Raw genomic sequence first — 16,252 nt, 5'->3', positions numbered from 1 at the left:
TTCCTGCTGCCGTGGGACGAAGCCCGCAGCGACGGTCTCGTCTCAAAATAGCGGCTTTCGACGGAGCCGAATCGGATGCTATGGAACGGCCGGCCGTCGAGGCGCTCAGTCGTCCTGGGTCGTGATGTCGGCCGAGAGCCCCTGGGCCATCTCGATGTCGTCGGAGTTGTTGAGCGTGAACGCAGTGCGCTCGGTGACGGCCTCGATGACCTCGCGAGCGCTCGGGTAGCCGTTACCGGATTTCTTGACGCCGCCGAAGGGCAGGTGAACCTCCGCACCGATACACGGCAGGTTCGCGTAGGCGAGGCCGACCTCGCCCTCGTCGCGGAACTGGTGGATCTTGCGGTAGTCCTCGGAGATGATCGCACCGGCGAGTCCGTAGTTCGTGTCGTTGTGGATCTCGAGTGCCCGATCGATATCACCCGAGTACTCGAGCAGGGCGACGTGGGGACCGAAACACTCCTCCTGGAGACAGCGCAGGTCGGAGTCGTACTCGATCTCGTAGACGAACGGGCCGACCCAGTGGCCGTCCTCGTGACCGTCCGGAATCTCACTTTCGGGAAGTTCCGCACGATCGACCAGTACCTCGGCCTCTTCCTCGCGGGCGAGTTCGTTGTGTTTGTGGATCTTCTCGACGTGCTCGGCCTCGATGGCCGGCCCCATGAACGTGTCCTCCTCGAGCGGGTCGTCGACCGCGATGGTCTGGGCGACCTCGACGAACCGTTCTTTGAACTCGTCGTAGACGTCCTCGTGAACGATCAGCCGCTCACTCGAGACGCAGCGCTGGCCGGTCGTCTTGAAACTCGACATGACCGCAGAGTGAACGGCGATGTCGAGATCGGCGTCGTCCGCGACGATGACCCCGTTCTTGCCACCCATCTCGCAGGCCGCGAGTTTGCCGGGTTCGCCGCCGACCTTGCTCGCGATCTCGTGACCGACCTCCGCCGATCCCGTAAAGAGGACGGTGTCGACGCGGCCGTCGTCGGTGATCGCCGCGCCGGCGTCGCCGAAGCCCTGGACCATGTTGAAGACGCCCTCGGGAACGCCGGCGTCCTCGAACATCTCGGCGATAATCTGGCCGCACCACGGCGTCTGCTCGGCGGGCTTCCAGACGACCGTGTTCCCCTCGACGAGCGCGACGGCCATGTGCCAGAACGGGATCGCGACCGGGAAGTTCCAGGGCGTGACACAGCCGATGACGCCGCGAGGTTTCCGGCGCATGTAGGCGTCCTTCGAGGGGATTTCGCTCGGAATCACGTCGCCGTGAGGGTGGCGGGCGTTCGCTGCGGCCCACTCGACCATGTGGTAGGCCTCGATGACGTCGGCTTTCCCCTCCGAGATCTCCTTGCCGCACTCCTTCGTGACGATCTCCCCGAGTTCGTCGGTTCGTTCGCGCAGCTCGTGGTAGATGTCCCAGAGGTACTCCGCGCGGTCGATGTAGGAGAGGTCGCGCCACTCCTCGAAGGCGTCCTCGGCGGCCTCGAGGGCGGCGTCGACGTCGTCGGCCGTCCCGCGGTTGAACGTCGCGAGCGTCTCGCCCGTCGCCGGGTTCTCGCTCTCGAACGTCTCCGAACCGGTCCCCTCAGTCCACTCGCCGGCGATGTAATGTCGATGCGTCTGCGCCCCTGTCTGCTGGCTCATACTCGCTGGTGGCATCCCACCCCCCTGTATCGGCCGCCTCCCATGGTCGGTGTGGTCACCTTTATCTCCCCTCCACACCGCTACAGTGTCAGATGAACTCTGATCCAGATTCTTCTGCGCTCGAGGGACACGTCCCCCGCGGTGCACGTCTCACCCTCGAGGTCTGGCACCCGGACTGCTGGACGCTCGAGATGACCGAAAAGACGGACGCGGGCCTGATCGCACACACGGTGTACAATGCGGCCGACGGGAAGGTCAAGGGCCACTTCACCGTCTACGGCGACTCGTTCGAGTCGATAGACGCGCTCATCGAGGCGACTCGGGAGTCAGAGCTTACGTCGTCGGTCGCCGAGATGCAGCGACGCTACGAGTTCGAACATCGCGGGCCGACCCCGGGGAACACGACGAAGGAACTGTTCGTCGAGTACGATCCCCGGAACACGATCAGCGACGGCCTCGTCTCCCAGGGGTTCTTGCAGGATGCTCCGGTTCGAATCCGCGACGGACTCGAGTACTGGTCGGTGTTCGTCGACGAAACCGATCGAGACACACTCAACGAGCGCCTCGACGCGATACGCACGGAGTACGACGCGGAAGTCTCCGTGACCAAGATCTACTCGCACGAGTCCCGGTCCGCGGACATTCCGCGCCGGGTCGACACGCTGTCGGAGCGCCAGCGCGAGATCTACGAACTCGCCTGCGAGCACGACTACTACGCGTGGCCCCGCGAGATTACGACGCGGGAACTCGCCGACGAGGCCGGCCTCGCGAAGACGACGCTCCTCGAGCACCTCCGGAAAGCCGAAGCGAAACTGCTCAATCCGAACGACGACGTCGAATCGCTGTGAGGTGTCGACGGAGAGATCGACCGATCTGGGGACACCGACGAGATCGAGTTCCTCGAGGGCGTCGAGACCGACGTGATCGACTGTTCGTGCCTTTTTATCTGCCACGTTCGGGCTGATCGAATTGGTCGGGTAGCGGTTTATGCCCCTCGTCTCACACGCTTTCAGTAGATGATTCCGCCAGTCGCGAGCAAGTTCGTCGCCGGTGAAACACCCGGTGAAGCGCTCGACCACGTTGCGGTACTCAACCGACGGAACGTTTCGGGCATTCTCAATCTTCTCGGCGAACACTACCACGATCCCGCCAGCGCCATTTCGGATACGAACGCGTACCTCGAACTGATCGACGAGATCGCTGCGACGGACGTCGACGCCTGCGTCTCGGTGAAACCCTCCCAGATCGGTCTCGGCGTGGGCGACGACGAGTTCGAAGCGAACCTCACGAAGATCGCCGACCACGGCGCCGAACGCGGCGTCTTCGTCTGGGTCGATATGGAAGACCACACGACGACCGACGTCACGCTCGACGTCTTCGAGTCGCTCGCCCGCCGTCACGACGGCGGTGAGCGTTCCGACGGCGGAATGGGACTCTGCGTGCAGGCGAACCTCAAACGAACCCGCGAGGATCTGGAACGACTCGCCGACGTTCCGGGCAAGGTCCGACTCGTCAAGGGCGCGTACGACGAACCGACAGAGATCGCTTACAAGCAAAAGGACCAGGTGGACAAGGCCTATCGCGAGCACCTCGAGTTCATGTTCGAACAGTTCGAGGACGGGATCGCGATCGGCAGCCACGATCCGGCCATGATCGCACACGTTCGAGAGCTTCACCGAACGCACGGAACGCCGTACGAGGTGCAGATGCTGATGGGTGTCCGGACCGACGCCCAGTACGAACTGGCGAGCGACGACGTGACGGTCTATCAGTACATTCCCTACGGCAACAGGTGGATGTCCTACTTCTATCGGCGACTCCGGGAGCGCAAGGAGAACGTCCTGTTCGCGCTGCGAGCGATCGTGAGCTAACTCCCCGGCAGCTTCTTTGGAACGCCCCGAGCAGGGAGCGGTATGCAGTTTCTCGTCGGCACCGACTCCGTCCACACGACCGCAGCGATCTGTGACTACCTCGAGCGGCGAGCAACTCCCGAGGACGACGTCAGCGTGATCGCCGCGTTCCCAGCTGACGACCGGGTCGTCCGGCGCGACGGACAGGAGGCGCTGAACGTCGCACCCGTTCGCCTCGCGACCGTCGGCAGCGTCGAGACCGACCTCCGGGAGGGAGAGCCCGCCCCAGTCCTTCTCGAGGCCGCCGCCGAGGTCGACGCCGACGAGATCGTCGTCGGCTCCCGCGGCGGCACGTCGGGGTCAGACGTTGGGGTCGGGTCGACGACGCGGGATCTCCTCGAGGCTGCGTCGTGGCCGGTCGTCGTCGTTCCGATCCCCGAACTCGACTGAGCGGTCGCGTTCATACGGTCGGTTGAAAGTAATCGCCCGTTCGATCGCAATATGGCGCTACGATCGAGCGGGAAGTCGTTTCACCGACCGTCTCAGTCGTCGGCGGGTGCCGCGTCCGGTCGGTAGCCCCGGCTGATCACCTTCCACTGCCCGGTCGAGAACCGGTAGTAGTTGATCGCGGCCGGCGCGGCGGTCTCGGCGACGAAGGCGAGGTACAGTCCCGTCAGACCGAGGGGCGGAATGGAGGCGCCGGGAACGGTCAGGCCGAGTACTGGAACCGACAGCGACGGGATCATGAGTCCTGCGGCGCCGAGGTACGCCAGCGGAATCGCGAGCCCGAACATCCCGACGAGCTGGCTGTAAAAGGGCCAGCGCGTGTCGCCGCTGGCCTTGAGCGCGCCGTCGGCACCCGTCGAGACCCCCTTCAGGATAACGGCGAGACAGGCCGCGTAGATGAGCGAGACCGCAGTCGGAATCGAGAGTTCGGCCGGATCGTCGGTAAAGAGGAGGACGATCGGCTCCGCAAAGACGAAGACGATGATGGCCGCGACGACGTAGATCGCGACGGCGAACCGGATGATCTCTCGGCCGTATCGCTCCGCCTGGCCCTCGTCGCCGCCGCCGAGTTCCTGGCCGACCAGGCTCGAGGCGGCCAGTCCGAACCCCCAGCCGGGCGTGTTCATCAGCCCCCAGATCCGCCGAGCGATGACGTAGGCGGCGACGACCTGTGGTCCGAAGAGCGCGACGATCGCGAGCATCGGGAACTCGGCGGTCGTCCAGACGGACTTCGTCCCCAGGACGGGGAGGCCGATGGTGGTCAGGTCCCGGACGGTTTCCGCGTGGAAGTAGCTCCCGAAGGGGTCGATGCTGACCGGGAACGTCCCCACGCCGGGGAGCCATCCCGCGACGAGTCCGACGGCGAAGGTCGCGGTGACGACGACGTTCGCGAGGACGGTCCCCATCGCCGCGCCTTCGACGCCCATACCGAGGCCGAAGATGAGGACGGCGTTGAGCACGATGTTGGCGACGGCCCCACCGGCGCGGACGACCATCGGGGTCCAGGAGTCGTCCATCCCGACGAAGGTGCGGCTACCGATGAGGTTGAGGCCGGCGAAGGGAATGCCGAGTCCGACGATCTGCAGGTACGCCGCGCCCAGCGCGATCGTCTCGGGATCGTTACCGATGATCGAGATCAGCTCCGTCGGGTAGGTCCAGAACAGCGCCGTGACTGGCAGCGTGAGGAGGATGACCAGAACAGTACTGGAGCGGACGGCCTGGCCGAGCGAATCGAACGCCTCGGCGCCGTAGCGCTGGGAGACGAGCGCGATCGTCCCACCGGCGACGCCGCCGCCGATGGCGAAGGCGAGCCCCCAGAACGGCGAGGCGAAGCCGACGCCGGCGATCGCCGTGGAACCGACAGCGACGCCGACCATCGCGACGTCGACGGCGTTCTTCGACATCCGCGCGATCCCGGTGACGACGCGTGGCCACGCGAGGTCCGTCGTACGCCGCGCTCGCTCGGCCTCGATCAGGCCGAGACGGGCGAGCGCGAGTCCGATCCAGAGGATACCCAACCGGATCGGGTTCGGGAGACGACGGCCCACGAGAATCGAGTGTCCGTAACCAACGCCGATAAAAAGGCCTTCTCGAGCCGGCAGAGGGATCCGGTTTCGAATCGATACATGGTACCGACTCGCGCGCTCACTCGACGACGAGCACGGGCCGCGACGACTCCGTCGCGACCTGGCTGGAGACGCTCTTGCGGAGGAACCGCTCGAGACCCCGGTTTCGCCCCATGACGATGAGATCGGCGTCGTGTTCGTCGGCGTAATCGAGAATCGCACGGTGACGAAGGCCGTGAGTGACCGTCGTTCGGACGTCGTCGACGCCCGCCTCGCTCGCCTGAGAAGCGACGTACGACACCGCCTCCTCGCCCGCCGGCTCGAGATCGTCGAAGTCCATTCCGGGTGCGATTTCGGCGGAGTTGATGACGTATAGCGCGTGTAGCGCCGCGTCGTGGACGCGGGCGAGTTCGATCGCCTCCTCGATCGCTCGCTCGGTGTTCTCGCGACCGTCGGTGGGAATCAGGATCGAGTCGTACATACGAGGACGTTCGACGGGAACGAATAAAAGCGTCCAGCCGACCGCCGTCCGTTGACGGACGCGAACAGCCGGTAGGCGGCGGCCGATTGATCGAAATCGGCGCGTTCGAACGGGTAGCGGGCAGCTACTTAATTCAGAGGTTCGTGAACGTGTTCTTCGATGAGCGATGCAATCCCGTTGTTCGAAATCGCCTGGGACGAACGAGACGTACAGAACGCGGTCGACTCGATCACACGCGGCTCGTTCTGGGCCAACGGGCCCTATATCGAGGAGTTCGAAGCAGGTCTCGAGAGCTATCTCGGCGTCGAGCACGCGGTGACGGTCAACTCGGGGACGACGGCGCTGGTCGCCGCCCTCGAGGCGCACGGAATCGGGGAGGGCGACGAGGTCATCGTCCCCGCGTTTACGTTCATCGCGACGGCGAACGCCGTTCGCCTCGTCGGTGCGCGACCGGTGTTCGCCGACATCGAGGCGGAGACGTACGGGCTCGATCCGGCCGCCGTCGTCGAGAACGTCACCGAGGAGACGGCCGCCATCATGCCGATTCACCCGTACGGTGCGCCCTGTCGAATCGATTCCCTCGCCGACGTCGCTTCCGACGCGAACGTTCCGCTGATCGAGGACGCCGCCGAGGCGTTCGGGAGCGAGCACCGCGGGCGAACGCTCGGAACGATCGGCGACACGGCGACGCTGAGTTTCTGCCAGAACAAGGTTCTTCCGACCGGAGAGGGCGGCGCCGTCGTCACCGACGACGACGATCTCGCCCGCCGACTCGAGCGGTTCCGCTCGCACGGGCGCGCCTCCGACGACTACTTCAGTTCGTCCGGGAGCGGCGACTACGTCGAACTCGGTACGAACGTCCGAATGTCCGATCTCGTGGCCTCGGTCGGCTGTGCGCAACTCGAGAAGGTCGACGAACTCATCGCGGGCCGCCGACGGGTTGCGAAGCGACTCGCCGCGGGACTGGCGGACGTCACCGGCGTCAAGCCGCACGCGGCCGCCGGCTCCGATCAGCACGTCTACCAGCTCTTTACCGTGACGTTCGCTGCGAACGTGGATCGCGACGCCGTTATCGACACGTTAGCCGAACGGAGTATCGCCTCGAAAGTGTACTGGGATCCGCCGGTTCACCTCACGCACGCGTACCGGGAGCGATACGGCTACGAACGAGGTCTCCTTCCGGTAACTGAGGAGGTTAGTGAACGCGTTCTCTCCCTCCCGATCCATCCGGAGCTTCGAAACGACGAGATCGATCGTATCGTCGCCGCCGTTCGTGACGGGGTCGAACGCGGATCGTCCACGTCGGCGAGCGCTCGAGCGACGAGCCAGTCCCTCGACGACCACGACGTTCCGGCGGAACGGTAGCCAGCGACTGACAGTCGTCCCAGCCGACGCATAACAAAGGGTACACATCGCGGTGTCCTGTCTATGCTGCGCCGCGTCGTCGAACGGTCGACGAACCGGTGCCGCTGCATCCGTAACTATGAGATGGCCAGTGATTACAGCGGAGGGAACGTCGATCCGTGACGCAGTTGCGCGGATCGATCGATCCGAAGGGAAGGGGATCGTCGTCGTCGACGAACAACGTCGACCCGTGAGCACCGTGACGAGCGACCGGCTCAGACGAGAACTGTACGACGGCGCGACGCCGGAAACGCCGATTTCGTCCGTCGTCGACGCGCCCCCAGAACGACTGGCAAACGGCGACGCGTCTCTCGATCTCGACGTGGCGGCCGGTGGGATCGAAACCGGGATGGCCACGGCCGATTCGAGAGCGGACGCCGTCGAAACGGTGCTCGTGGTCGGCGGCGCCGGCTACGTCGGCTCGGTGCTCTGTCGAATCCTGCTCGAGGAGGGGTTCGCGGTTCGCGTCCTGGATCCGCTCATGTACGGCGACGCCGGCGTCGCGGCGCTCGCGGATCACGATCGGTTCACGCTCCACCAGGGCGACGCTCGGTCGCTCGAGACGGTGCTAGATGCGATCGAGGGGGTCGACGCCGTCGTCCACCTCGGCGGCATCGTCGGCGATCCGGCGACCGAACTCGATCCGCGAAAGACCCTCGAGTACAACCTCCACTCGACGCGGCTGCTCGCGTCCGTCTGTGAGTACCACCAGCTCAACCGGTTCGTGTTCGCCTCGACTTGCAGCGTCTACGGGAAGAGCGCGACCGGGGCTGGCCGACTGGCCGAAGACGACGCGCTCAACCCGGTCTCGCTGTACGCGCGGATGAAGATCCAGTCCGAGCGCTTGCTCCGCGACCTCGCGGGCGAGCAGTTCTCGCCGACGATCCTCCGCATGGCGACGGTCTACGGCTGCTCGCCCCGGATGCGGTTCGATCTCGTCGGAAACATCCTTCCCGCGAAGGCCCACGAACAGGGCGTCATCCCCGTCTTCGGCGGTGACCAGTACCGTCCGAACGTTCACGTCGAAGACGCCGCGCGCGCCTACGTCGACTGTCTGACCGCGCCGCTCGAGGACGTCGCCGGCGAGGTGTTCAACGTCGGCTCGAACGGACAGAACTACCGAATCGACGAACTCGCGACGGTCGTCGCGGACGCGTTCCCGGACGCCGAGATCGAGTATCACGAGGAACAAACCGACGAGCGAAGCTACCGCGTCGAGTTCGAGAAGATCCGGTCGGCGCTCGAGTTCGAGCCCGAGCGGACGATTCGCGATCACTGTCTCGAACTGCGGGAGGCCTTCGAAAACGACGGGTTTTCGGCGCACACCGCGACCCGATTCAGCAACTACGCGACGCTCGAGAGCGCCCCCTCCTTCGAGGAGACGGACGCGGTGATCGACGAGCACGAACCGCCCGCGTTCGACGACCGGGACGAACGGACGCCAACTCCCGACGCCCGGAGCGACGGCCAGCAGTCGACCGGGATGCACTGACCCGGCGGAGCCGAGCGGTACCGGCGATATCGAACGGCTCAGACCCGCTCGACGATCGTCGCGACCGCCTGCCCGAATCCGATACACATCGTACAGAGCCCGTACCGGTCGCCGCGGCGCTCGAGTTCGTGGACCAGTTTCGTCAGCAGCGCCGCGCCCGTCGCACCGAGCGGGTGGCCGTGTGCGATCGCACCGCCGTTGACGTTCGTTCGTTTCCAGGGCGCGCCCGTCTCCGCGAGCCACGCCAGTACGACCGACGCGAACGCCTCGTTGACCTCGAAGAGGTCGATGTCGCCGACGGTCATCTCCGCCTTCTCGAGGACGCCTTCGGTCGCCGGAATCGGACCCGTGAGCATCATCACGGGGTCGACGCCGACGACTTCCGTCTGGACGATTCGGGCTTTCGGCTCCCAGCCGCGCGCCTCGGCCGTCTCCGCGCTGGTTACGAGCACCGCGCTCGCACCGTCGACGATTCCGGAGGAGTTCCCCGCGTGGTGGACGCCCTCGCCGTCGGGGCGGAACGCGAGCGGTAGCTCGCCGAGGCTTTCCACCGTCGTCTCGGGTCGCGGATGCTCGTCGCGCTCGACCGTGATTGACTCGCCCTCGAGTTCGGTATCGACTGGAGCGATCTGAGAGTCGTACCGGCCGTCTTCCCAGGCCTCGGCCCAGCGTTGCTGGGAATCACGAGCGATTTCGTCGACGTCGGTCCTGTCGAACTCCCACCTGTCGGCGATCCGTTCGGCCGACTCGCCCTGATCGATCGCCTCGTCGTAGTGGTCGAAGTAGGTGTCCGTGAGTGCCTTCTGGTCGATGACGCCGCGCTCTGCGTTTCCGTCCGATCCCATCGGCACGCGAGTCATGTGCTCGACGCCACCGGCGACGACCGCGTCACGAAAGCCGGCTCTGATCTCGCTCGCAGCCCAGTTGACGGCCTGCTGTCCGGAGCCACACATACGATTCAGCTGGACGCCGGGGACGTCGTCGCCCCAGCCGGCGACCAGCGGTGCGAGCCGACCGACGTTCAGCCCCTGCTCACCGACCGGGGTCACGCAGCCGTAGACCACGTCCTCGACGACGTCGGGAACGGATTCGTTGCGGGCCTCGAGCGCCCGAAGCGGTTCGGCGGCCAGATCCTGCGGGTGGGTGTCGCGAAAGGCCCCGTCCCGGGACCCGAACGGCGTCCTGACGGCATCGACGATTACTGCGTCGTCCATAGGCGACGATCCAGCCGTGACGTAATCAAACTACGTCCGACGCCGAGGCGCCCTCCTCGAGCACTCGACGCCGTCGACGGAAATCCGTGCACTTAAACCGATGCCCGCGAAAGGAGTATTCGAACGATCACGTCGCGCCCGTAACCGACGCTGGTGTCCACGACGGTTCGATTCCGTCGGTCGGCGTTACGGCGGCCACAGCGGCGGGGTTCCTCCCGTACCCATCCCGAACACGGAAGATAAGCCCGCCTGCGTTTCGGCGAGTACTGGAGTGCGCGAGCCTCTGGGAAATCCGATTCGCCGCCTCCACTCATACTTTCATACCTTTAGCGATCGAGCAGCGGCCGTACCGCCCTCGGAGCGCCAGTGTTGCTTCGACACTCGAGTTTCGCACGTCTCACTGTCCGGCAGCCGGACGAACGAGTCGAGACGCGAGTCCGACTGCCAGAACGAGCGATCCCATAGCCGAGACGACGCTCTCGGTTTCTGTTCCGAACTGGCAACTCTGATGGCGAATGTCTCGAGACGAGAACACCCTCGGACTCGAGTATTGATCGGGTATAATGTTATACTAGGTACACGAATATTCGAGAAGACTGGAAATTGGTCCCGTAAGACGATTGAGTCACGCATACTGATCCTCCGTATTCTTATCAGATCTGAGAAGGGTTACTGTCGCTGCTGGCCTACTAGGGATTGGCATGGCCACACATACACACACCAGCGTCGAAGCGAACGAGCGACTCGCTCGTCGGGTTCCGGAAGAGATCGCAACGAAGCGCAACCTCGAGTTGATCGACGAGGTGTACGCCACAGACGCCGTGGAACACCTTCCGATGGGGGACGCTCGAGGACGAGGCGAGATCCGGGCGGACTTCGATCGGTTCCTCGAGGCGTTCCCGGACTTCTCGGCGACCGTCGAGGGGAGCGTTGCCCAGGGAGACACCGTCGCGATGCGCGTCACACTTCGAGGGACCCACGAGGGACCGTTCATGGGAATAGAACCGACGAACCGTCAGTTCGAGGTATCGAACATGGTCTTCACGCGCATTCAGGACGGGAAGATCGTCGAGCGGTGGATCCAGCCGGACATGCACGGGATGCTTCGGCAACTCGGTGTCGTCGAATCGCCGATCGCGTAGTGCGATCCACCGTTCGGTTTTCCGACGGTGCCGACCAGGTTGATAGCGCTGCTCAGCCTTCGTAGCCGTGCCCATGACACAGAATCACTCGGGATCCGCCAACGAAGCGCGACGGTCGCGGCCGTCGACCGAGGCGAGTTACGGCATTCCCGAGCGCGAGGAGGGAATGCTCCCGTGGACGTTCGTCGAAGAGAAGATGGGCTCCGACCGTTCCTACTGGGTGACGACGATCCGCCCCGACGGGAGACCACACGTCCGGCCGACGTGGGGCGTCTGGGTTGACGGAACGTTCTACTGCGGCGGCGGCGAGCGAACGCGCTGGGTTCGGAACCTCTCCCAGAACAGTGAGGTCGTGGTCCATCGAGAGAGCGCGACAGCGGTCGTCATTATCGAAGGGACCGCAGTGCGCCTCGATGACGAAACGGGAGACTCCGCGCTCGTCGAACGGATCGACGCGGCGTACGAGGAGAAGTACGATATCCGCCACGGAACGCCGTTTTTCGGCGTTCGTCCCGACGTCGTGTTCGCCTGGTCCGACTATCCAACCGATGCGACTCGGTGGACGTTCTCCGAATGATGTGATTCGAATGATGTGATTCGAAGGATGTGGTCCGAGGGATGTGATTGGTAATAGCTAGCGCGCTATTTCCCGTGGAGCGACTACTAGATCCGTGATCGAGATGGCGCACGGAAAGCGGGCTGAAGACGGCAGTGTGGCAGCGTTCGAAGAACGACTCCGCGGTGAGCTTCTCAGCGAGGGCAACGACGGCTACGACGAGGCGCGGACGGTCTGGAACGGAACGATCGACCGAAAGCCAGAGCTCGTCGCTCGCCCGACGGGAGCGGCAGACGTCGTGGCTGCGGTCGACTTCGCCCGGGAAACCGACCGGCTGGTCTCGGTAAAGGGAGGCGGTCACAGCGTCGCGGGAAGCGCCGTCTGTGAGGGCGGTCTGATGATCGATCTCTCCGGAATGAGGGAGGTCCGCGTCGATCCGACGGCTCGCACGGTTCGGGTGGGGCCCGGCGCGACACTGGGCGACATGGACCACGAGACGCAGGCGTTCGGTCTCGCGACCCCAGGCGGCGTCGTCTCGACGACCGGCGTCGCCGGGCTCACGCTCGGTGGCGGCTTTGGCTGGCTCTCCCGGCGGTACGGCCTCGCGGCCGACAACCTTCGAGCGGCCGAGATCGTCACGGCAGACGGGAGCGTAGTGACCGCGAGCGAAGACGAGAGCCCCGACCTGTTCTGGGCGATCCGGGGCGGCAGCGGTAATTTCGGGGTCGTTACGTCGTTCGAGTTCGACCTCCACGAGGTCGGCCCGGAGGTGCTGTTCGGCCCGGTCGTCTACCCCTACGAGGACGCGGCTGACGTGCTCCGCCACTATCGCGACGGTAGTCGCAACGCGCCGAACGAGTGCTGCATCTGGGCCGATAGCATAGCCGCGCCGCCGTTGCCGTTCCTCTCGGAGGACGTCCACGGGACCCTGGTTCTCGTCCTCATGCAAGCCTACGTCGGCGATCTCGAGGAGGGCGAGCGCGTGCTCCAACCGTTCCGTGAGTACGGCGACCCCATCGCCGACGCCGTCGCGCCGGTTCCGTACGCGATGGCCCAGCGCACGTTCGACGACCTGCTCCCGCCGGGTGCACGCAACTACTGGAAGTCGCACAATTACATGGAGCTAACCGATACGACACTCGACGCCGTCGTCGAGTACGCCGAGAGAGCACCGACGCCACAGTCCGAGATCCTCATCCACCAGGTCGGCGGTGTCATCAACGACGTTGCGCCGGACGCGACCGCCTATCCGCACCGCGAAACCGAGTTCATCATCACTCCCGGCGCACGCTGGGAGGATCCGGCGATGGACGAGGAGTGCATCGCGTGGGTGCGAGCGTGTCACGACGCGCTCGCCGAGGATGCGACCGGCGGCACGTACGTCAACTTCGAGGGCGAACGCGAGGGTCACGAGCACAACGCCTACGGCGAGAACTACGACAGACTGGTCGAGGTGAAAACCGAGTACGACCCAGCGAACCTGTTCCGGGTGAACCAGAACGTCGAGCCACCGATGGCGGGATCAGGCGACTGAGCGCTCGAGCGCGAACTCCCTCACGCGGACGCGAAGTCGGGCGGCGATCAGGAGGTGACGACGGTCGTGTCTGCGAGCAGGTCGCCGACCCGCTGGCAGTCGTCCGTCACCAGAATCAGAACGATTGCAACGAGCGTCGCGATCAGCGTCCCGCCGAGTAGCTTCGTCAGATTGCGGAGAATCGACCCTCCCCATCCACACTCGGTTCCGTTCGTCTGTACGACGCGGATACCGAGAACCATTTTCCCGGGCGTTTGTCCCCACGTCGCTTCTGAGTAGATGTAGTACGTCGCGACGATCGGAAGTGCGACGAGCTGTGCGCCCTCGCCGAGAACCGGAGCGAGAGCGAGCACGACGATGACCACGCCGATGAAAAGGACGATTCCGTCGACGATGTAGGCGAATCCGCGCTCGAGAAGCGAGGCGTGATTTGTCAGCTGTGTCGTCATATTAGAACGCTTGAAAGACGGTGGTAAGATAGTTTTCGACTCGTCGGTGACCGACTCGAAAGTGCCCCGCGAACGAACTGATGGGCGTCGATACAACCGACGACTAATCGGTTCGGTACGCTTTTTGCGAGGGAAAGGAGGTTTTCAGCGGTTCTCGTGTTGCTCGAACTCATTCAAATAGACAATATCCAATAACACGTACGCCGAACGTGCTCTCATCGGAGAAAGACTACGAAGACATCGAGGTGGAACGAGTCCCGCTAAAACCGGCTGATGAATGAGGTAGCAATATCTCTATCGCGTGCTACCGGTTCTCGCGCTGCTCGAACTTGTTCAGGTCCCAGACAGATGTTACAGATTTCGTCTACTTTGCCGGTTTCTGCACATCTACTCAGTCGTCGTCAGCGGTATACGCGCCTCCACGACGTTTGATTCGAGCAACGACCATTCGGTACTCGTCTCGATGGAAAGTGACCGCGAGACGGAACTCACCGATACGTACCTTACGGCGTGGACTGTTCTGGAGCGGTTCGCCATAGTCTGGTGGGTCGCGCCACGGAGAATCGACGATTTCGTCGAGTTTGTCGATAATGCGTTGCTGCTCGTTCGGATTGAGTGCATCGAGGTCGTCCTGTGCTTTCGATGCGAGTTCCCACGCCCACCCGTCGTCACTCATTCGTGTCGTCAGTGCCGAATCGTTCGCGCGCTTCTTCGGCGCTCATCGTCCGTTTTTCACGGAAATCCTCCTCCGCTTGAAGGAGTGCGACGAGTTCATCGCGGTCGAACGTGGGGTGTTCGACGGCATCGCGTAAGGTATACCGGATAAATTCGCTCCGGCTGTTGAATCCTCGTCCTTGCCACGTGTCTTCGATTTCGTCGAGAAACGACCGTGTGACTTTGAAGTTCACCGTGACGATCTCGTCGTCGCCGTTGTTTGTGGCCGCTTCGGACATACACCCGTATTACGTGCGTGTTACTGTAGATGTTTCGCCGTCCGGACGCTGAAGCTACTGACGAGAAGAAACAGTAGTAGATACGTGAAATTTGTGCTAATCGCTACCGGTTCTCACGCTGCTCTACTTTGTTCAGGTAGATGAAATCCGTGGTACGAGTCACAGAAAATATCTGCCGTGGGTAATAGTGGGCAACACTTATCCAGCAGTAGGTCCAAGTCGGTAACATGACGAAAGTAGATGCTCGGGACCTACGAACTAACGAGACCGATGACCGAGGTCGAATCTATCTCGGAACGGAGTACGCGAACAAGCGTGTGACCGTCGCCGTTGTTGAGGTAGAATCTGGCCATCCCGACGAAGATGAACTGGCTGCTGCGTACCGCGAGGCATCTGAGAGTGCGGAAGAGGTTGCAGAAGAGTGGGACGAAGCATCGGACGAGGCGTGGGACGGACTGGATAAATGAGCGAGGACTCGGAAATTCGTCGCGGTGACGTCGTTATCGTTCGGCTCGATCCTGCGGAAGGGCACGAGATGAAGAAAACTCGCCCTGCGGTAGTCGTCCAGAACGATGTTGGGAATAAAAATGCTAGTACGACTATCGTTGCACCTGCGACGGGGACATATCGGGGCTATCCGTTCGAGGTTCTCGTTGAAGCAGCGGAGTCACCGTTCGAGAAAGATTCCTCGATTCGCCTCGATCAAATTCGTGTCCTCTCCATCGACAACCGGATTCACTCGGTGCTTGGGAGTCTCGACACAGAGACGATGGAGGCGGTGGACGAAGCGTTGAAACTGAGTCTCGGGCTAGACTGACGTATCTGCTGTGATCAGTATAGGTCAAGGAGGTAACGGAGCAGTGCCCAACCTCTCTGACAGATTCCAAGAATACCGTGTTGGATACAGTGGGCAGACTCACTACCAATCAAATGACTTCTATTCCATCTTCCGTTATTTCACCATCCTTCTCAACCAACAAGCTATATCGACTTGCTCCAGAAACACCGGCATCATATACCTCTTCACCGTCAAGAAGAAGCCGAAAGGAACACGATTCACCGTCTTCCTTACGGTCAAGACCGAACTCATCACCTGATTCGATGTTAAATTTCTCGCCTCGACAATCGGCTTCGAGAATAACCTCGCCACTGAAATCCTCGTTAACATCTACCATCACGAGTGATGTTCCTGCCTGCCATGAGTATCCATCTTCTTTGGTAGTAGATTCGTTATCTCTGTCAGATTGGGCGTTCTCTTCGCTGGTGTCAGTATTCTCACTCCTATCAATACACCCTGAAATGCCTGTCAGGAGAGGAGCTATTGAGAGCAGTGTACGTCGGTTCATATCATTATACTTGAAAAGATTGCATGAAAGCTTTCTCCTAGGTTAAACAGCAATTTCAATTATCCTGTTCGGTCAGTTTGCGCTTTTATTCAGCGCGCTCTGCTAACATATCCGTATT

At 62.8% G+C, this 16,252-nt stretch carries 18 protein-coding genes, 1 rRNA gene and 1 pseudogene; 12 read left to right on the top strand and 8 right to left on the bottom strand.

Annotated elements, in window-relative coordinates:
• Positions 1 to 105: 105 nt before the first annotated feature.
• On the bottom strand, positions 106 to 1,641 hold the full coding sequence (locus CV102_RS15960; RefSeq protein WP_148859011.1) for an aldehyde dehydrogenase family protein: 1,536 nt from the start codon (positions 1,639 to 1,641) through the stop codon (positions 106 to 108).
• A 92-nt stretch (positions 1,642 to 1,733) separates the two neighbouring features.
• Between CV102_RS15960 and CV102_RS15955 the strand changes: the two genes are divergently transcribed.
• The 3 genes from CV102_RS15955 to CV102_RS15945 all read left to right on the top strand — a co-directional run bounded on the left by CV102_RS15955 (position 1,734) and on the right by CV102_RS15945 (position 3,941).
• Positions 1,734 to 2,489 (top strand): helix-turn-helix domain-containing protein, encoded by a 756-nt coding sequence (locus CV102_RS15955; protein ID WP_148859010.1) that lies wholly within the window; start codon positions 1,734 to 1,736, stop codon positions 2,487 to 2,489.
• A 168-nt stretch (positions 2,490 to 2,657) separates the two neighbouring features.
• Positions 2,658 to 3,512 carry a proline dehydrogenase family protein gene (locus CV102_RS15950; RefSeq protein WP_148859009.1) on the top strand — a complete coding sequence of 285 codons (855 nt, stop codon included), beginning with the start codon at positions 2,658 to 2,660 and terminating at the stop codon, positions 3,510 to 3,512.
• Between the two features lie 42 nt (positions 3,513 to 3,554).
• On the top strand, positions 3,555 to 3,941 hold the full coding sequence (locus tag CV102_RS15945; RefSeq protein WP_148859008.1) for a universal stress protein: 387 nt from the start codon (positions 3,555 to 3,557) through the stop codon (positions 3,939 to 3,941).
• Between the two features lie 92 nt (positions 3,942 to 4,033).
• Here the strand turns inward: CV102_RS15945 and CV102_RS15940 are convergent, their stop codons facing one another.
• Positions 4,034 to 5,545: an MATE family efflux transporter gene (locus tag CV102_RS15940; RefSeq protein WP_148859007.1), complete on the bottom strand. Its 1,512-nt coding sequence runs from the start codon at positions 5,543 to 5,545 to the stop codon at positions 4,034 to 4,036.
• A 97-nt stretch (positions 5,546 to 5,642) separates the two neighbouring features.
• A complete protein-coding gene (locus CV102_RS15935; protein WP_148859006.1) occupies positions 5,643 to 6,044 on the bottom strand; it encodes a universal stress protein in 402 nt (133 codons plus the stop codon).
• Positions 6,045 to 6,203: 159 nt separating this feature from the next.
• On the opposite strand from CV102_RS15935, the gene CV102_RS15930 reads away from it, so the two are divergent.
• The gene (locus CV102_RS15930) at positions 6,204 to 7,409 is read left to right on the top strand and encodes a DegT/DnrJ/EryC1/StrS family aminotransferase (RefSeq protein ID WP_148859005.1); all 1,206 of its coding nucleotides are present in this window, start codon (positions 6,204 to 6,206) and stop codon (positions 7,407 to 7,409) included.
• Positions 7,410 to 7,539: 130 nt separating this feature from the next.
• The gene (locus CV102_RS15925) at positions 7,540 to 8,940 is read left to right on the top strand and encodes an NAD-dependent epimerase/dehydratase family protein (protein ID WP_306438854.1); all 1,401 of its coding nucleotides are present in this window, start codon (positions 7,540 to 7,542) and stop codon (positions 8,938 to 8,940) included.
• Positions 8,941 to 8,978: 38 nt separating this feature from the next.
• Here the strand turns inward: CV102_RS15925 and CV102_RS15920 are convergent, their stop codons facing one another.
• A complete protein-coding gene (locus tag CV102_RS15920) occupies positions 8,979 to 10,154 on the bottom strand; it encodes a thiolase family protein (protein ID WP_148859003.1) in 1,176 nt (391 codons plus the stop codon).
• 187 nt (positions 10,155 to 10,341) lie between these two features.
• Here CV102_RS15920 and rrf point away from each other — a divergent pair.
• The 4 genes from rrf (at position 10,342) to CV102_RS15900 (ending at position 13,386) form a co-directional block, all read left to right on the top strand.
• Positions 10,342 to 10,463: ribosomal RNA gene (rrf, locus tag CV102_RS15915) — 5S ribosomal RNA — on the top strand.
• A gap of 392 nt (positions 10,464 to 10,855) precedes the next feature.
• Positions 10,856 to 11,296 carry an ester cyclase gene (locus CV102_RS15910; protein ID WP_148859002.1) on the top strand — a complete coding sequence of 147 codons (441 nt, stop codon included), beginning with the start codon at positions 10,856 to 10,858 and terminating at the stop codon, positions 11,294 to 11,296.
• 73 nt (positions 11,297 to 11,369) lie between these two features.
• A complete protein-coding gene (locus tag CV102_RS15905; RefSeq protein ID WP_148859001.1) occupies positions 11,370 to 11,873 on the top strand; it encodes a pyridoxamine 5'-phosphate oxidase family protein in 504 nt (167 codons plus the stop codon).
• 103 nt (positions 11,874 to 11,976) lie between these two features.
• Positions 11,977 to 13,386, top strand: a complete 1,410-nt coding sequence (locus CV102_RS15900) for an FAD-binding oxidoreductase (protein WP_148859000.1) — start codon at positions 11,977 to 11,979, stop codon at positions 13,384 to 13,386.
• Positions 13,387 to 13,433: 47 nt separating this feature from the next.
• Here the strand turns inward: CV102_RS15900 and CV102_RS15895 are convergent, their stop codons facing one another.
• On the bottom strand, positions 13,434 to 13,835 hold the full coding sequence (locus CV102_RS15895; protein ID WP_148858999.1) for an RDD family protein: 402 nt from the start codon (positions 13,833 to 13,835) through the stop codon (positions 13,434 to 13,436).
• A 194-nt stretch (positions 13,836 to 14,029) separates the two neighbouring features.
• Here CV102_RS15895 and CV102_RS27240 point away from each other — a divergent pair.
• Positions 14,030 to 14,116: pseudogene (locus CV102_RS27240) on the top strand (PIN domain nuclease); the annotation flags it as partial.
• Between the two features lie 110 nt (positions 14,117 to 14,226).
• Here the strand turns inward: CV102_RS27240 and CV102_RS15885 are convergent.
• Complete coding sequence (locus tag CV102_RS15885) at positions 14,227 to 14,511, bottom strand: type II toxin-antitoxin system RelE family toxin (RefSeq protein ID WP_148858998.1); 285 nt, start codon at positions 14,509 to 14,511, stop codon at positions 14,227 to 14,229.
• Positions 14,504 to 14,788, bottom strand: a complete 285-nt coding sequence (locus tag CV102_RS15880) for a ribbon-helix-helix domain-containing protein (RefSeq protein WP_148858997.1) — start codon at positions 14,786 to 14,788, stop codon at positions 14,504 to 14,506. The genes CV102_RS15885 and CV102_RS15880 overlap by 8 nt, the downstream gene beginning before the upstream one ends.
• A 227-nt stretch (positions 14,789 to 15,015) precedes the next feature.
• Here CV102_RS15880 and CV102_RS15875 point away from each other — a divergent pair, with 227 nt between their 5' ends.
• On the top strand, positions 15,016 to 15,255 hold the full coding sequence (locus CV102_RS15875; protein WP_148858996.1) for a hypothetical protein: 240 nt from the start codon (positions 15,016 to 15,018) through the stop codon (positions 15,253 to 15,255).
• Positions 15,252 to 15,605: a type II toxin-antitoxin system PemK/MazF family toxin gene (locus CV102_RS15870; protein ID WP_148858995.1), complete on the top strand. Its 354-nt coding sequence runs from the start codon at positions 15,252 to 15,254 to the stop codon at positions 15,603 to 15,605. The genes CV102_RS15875 and CV102_RS15870 overlap by 4 nt, the downstream gene beginning before the upstream one ends.
• A 109-nt stretch (positions 15,606 to 15,714) precedes the next feature.
• Here CV102_RS15870 and CV102_RS15865 read toward each other — a convergent pair whose 3' ends face one another.
• Entirely contained in the window at positions 15,715 to 16,134 is a 420-nt protein-coding gene (locus tag CV102_RS15865) for a hypothetical protein (RefSeq protein ID WP_148858994.1), read from the bottom strand.
• Positions 16,135 to 16,252: the final 118 nt, after the last annotated feature.

The sequence above is a fragment of the Natronococcus pandeyae genome (assembly GCF_008122205.1).
GTDB classification, from domain to species: domain Archaea; phylum Halobacteriota; class Halobacteria; order Halobacteriales; family Natrialbaceae; genus Natronococcus; species Natronococcus pandeyae.
The sequence above is the reverse complement of the archived record's forward strand: the minus strand, read 5'-3'. Positions and strand labels throughout refer to the sequence as shown.